The organism is Devosia elaeis, assembly GCF_001650025.1.
GTDB lineage: Bacteria > Pseudomonadota > Alphaproteobacteria > Rhizobiales > Devosiaceae > Devosia > Devosia elaeis.
The window spans coordinates 1-2132 of the sequence record NZ_LVVY01000022.1 but is presented as its reverse complement, the minus strand read 5'-3'; the positions used below and the strand labels follow the sequence as shown (position 1 = coordinate 2132).

The 2132-nt window shown below is 65.6% G+C and carries 3 protein-coding genes; all 3 read left to right on the top strand.

Annotated features, from left to right (window positions below):
- A partial coding sequence (locus A3840_RS01160; protein WP_067450644.1) for a thiamine phosphate synthase occupies positions 1-418 on the top strand: 418 nt, incomplete at its 5' end.
- Between the two features lies 1 nt (position 419).
- Positions 420-1397 (top strand): HesA/MoeB/ThiF family protein, encoded by a 978-nt coding sequence (locus tag A3840_RS01155; RefSeq protein WP_067450642.1) that lies wholly within the window; start codon positions 420-422, stop codon positions 1395-1397.
- Positions 1394-2131 carry a bifunctional hydroxymethylpyrimidine kinase/phosphomethylpyrimidine kinase gene (thiD, locus tag A3840_RS01150; RefSeq protein ID WP_082903555.1) on the top strand — a complete coding sequence of 246 codons (738 nt, stop codon included), beginning with the start codon at positions 1394-1396 and terminating at the stop codon, positions 2129-2131. Before A3840_RS01155 ends, thiD begins: the two co-directional genes overlap by 4 nt.
- Position 2132 lies beyond the last annotated feature (1 nt).

Below are 2132 nucleotides of genomic sequence, written 5' to 3'. Positions count from 1 at the left end.
CCATTGGCAGGTGGCCCTCGATATCGGGTGCGATTTCGTGCATCTGGGCCAGGAAGAGCTCGCCGAGGCCGACATGGGGGCGCTGCGCCGCGCGGGGATACGCTTCGGCATCAGCACCCATGACCATGCCGAATTGGACAGAGCCCTGATTGAGTCCCCTGACTATGTGGCCCTGGGGCCCATCTATCCCACCCAGCTCAAAAAGATGCCCTGGGCGCCGCAGGGGCTGGCGCGGATCGCAGAATGGAAGCGCCTCGTGGGCGCGCGGCCGCTGGTGGCCATTGGCGGGCTGACCGTGGCGCGGGCCGAACTCTGCCTGGCGGCGGGCGCCGATTGCGTTGCGGTCGTTGGAGACATCGTGCGCCACCCCGACCCAGCCGGTCAGGCCGGTGCCTGGCTGGCAGCAACGAGGCTTTGACATGACCGATCGCTACATCCGCCAGATGACGCTGGCCGAAATCGGCGCCGATGGACAGGCGAAGCTGGCCGCTGCCAGCGTCCTCGTGGTTGGCGCCGGGGGCCTTGGTTCGACGGTCCTGCAAATCCTGGCCGGTGCCGGAATCGGCGAAATCGTCATCCTCGACCATGATCGTGTGGACGTCACCAATCTGCATCGGCAGCCGCTCTACGGCATGGACGATATCGGTGCGCCAAAGACGGAGGCGGCGCGAAAGGCGCTGCTTCGAGCCAATCCCGCAATCACCGTAACAGCCAGACCGGAGCGCCTGACGCCACACAATGCCGCCGCGCTCGTCGACAGGGCGACCGTCGTCATCGATGCGGCCGACAATTTCGCCGTGACCTATATCCTGTCCGACCGCTGCCGGGCTGCCGGCAAGACATTGGTCAGTGCGTCGGTGCTTGGCTTCTCCGGTTATGTCGGCGCCTTTTGCGGCGGTGCGCCAAGTTATCGCGCGGTCTTTCCCGATGCGCCAGCGGTGGCCGGCAGTTGCGCCAGCGTCGGCGTGCTGGGGTCGGCCGTATCGATACTGGGGAGCCTCCAGGCCCATATGGCACTTCACGTGCTGGTCGACCTTAAGCCAGGCATATTAGGCCGGGTTGTCAGCTTCGACGGCCACACCCTGCAATTTGGCGGCTTCAGCTTTGCCGATAGTCCTGAGCCTCTGCACGCCACCCCGTTCATCGGGCTGGCAGACCTCGTGCCCGACGATATTGTCGTCGACCTGCGCGGCGTCGCTGAAGCGCCGACCCTGCCGCGAGCAGATGCGCTTCGTCTGGCCCCAACGGAAATTGACCAACTGGCATCGGCATATGGTGGTGCCCGCATCGTCCTCTGCTGCCGCAGCGGGCAGCGGGCTCTGCGCGCTGCGGGGCGGTTGCAGTCCATGGGCAGGCACAACCTGGCGCTGGTCGCGCTGGAAGGCGATCCGTCTTGATACCCGTTGCTTTGACCATTGCCGGTTCGGATTCGGGCGGCGGCGCCGGAATCCAGGCCGATCTCAAGGTCTTTGCCGCTTTTGACGTCTTCGGGACCAGCGCGATTACAGCGGTGACGGCGCAAAACAGCATGGGCGTGTCTGCGATACACTCGGTCCCTCCAACAGTTGTAGCGTCCCAGATCGAGGCGGCGTTCGCCGATCTGCCGGTGGCGTCTGTCAAGATCGGCATGCTCGGGAATGCCGACGTCATTGACGCGGTCGCCGAGACCTTGAGCCGGCATGACGCCAACCGGATTGTCCTTGATCCGGTGCTGGTGGCAACCAGCGGCGCGCGCCTGCTCCCGGAGGAGGCTTTGGCCGCACTGGTCACTCTGCTGTTGCCGAGGACCCTCCTGCTCACCCCCAACCTGCCTGAGGCTGCGGCCTTGACTGGCACGCCACTTGCCATGGACGAGACTGCGAGGATCGTTCAGGCCAGGGCCTTGCTGGCGATGGGGCCCAAGGCTGTGCTGATCAAAGGGGGACACGCTGCGGGACCGCGCAGTACGGACCTGCTCGTCGACGCCGACGGCGTGACACGCTTTTCAGCGCAGCGGCAAGGCGTGGGGGAGATTCATGGCGGGGGCTGCATGTTTTCCTCCGCGGTCGCAGCCGGCCTCGCCAGAGGCTGGCCACTGACCGCCTCGGTCAGCCTGTCCGGCGTCAGCACTGATGGGACCAAATCGGCTTAAC

What these genes read in the sequence shown, in the direction of transcription:
- A3840_RS01155 (WP_067450642.1), top strand. Translation starts at nt 420, where the DNA reads ATGACCGATCGCTACATCCGCCAGATGACGCTGGCCGAAATCGGCGCC.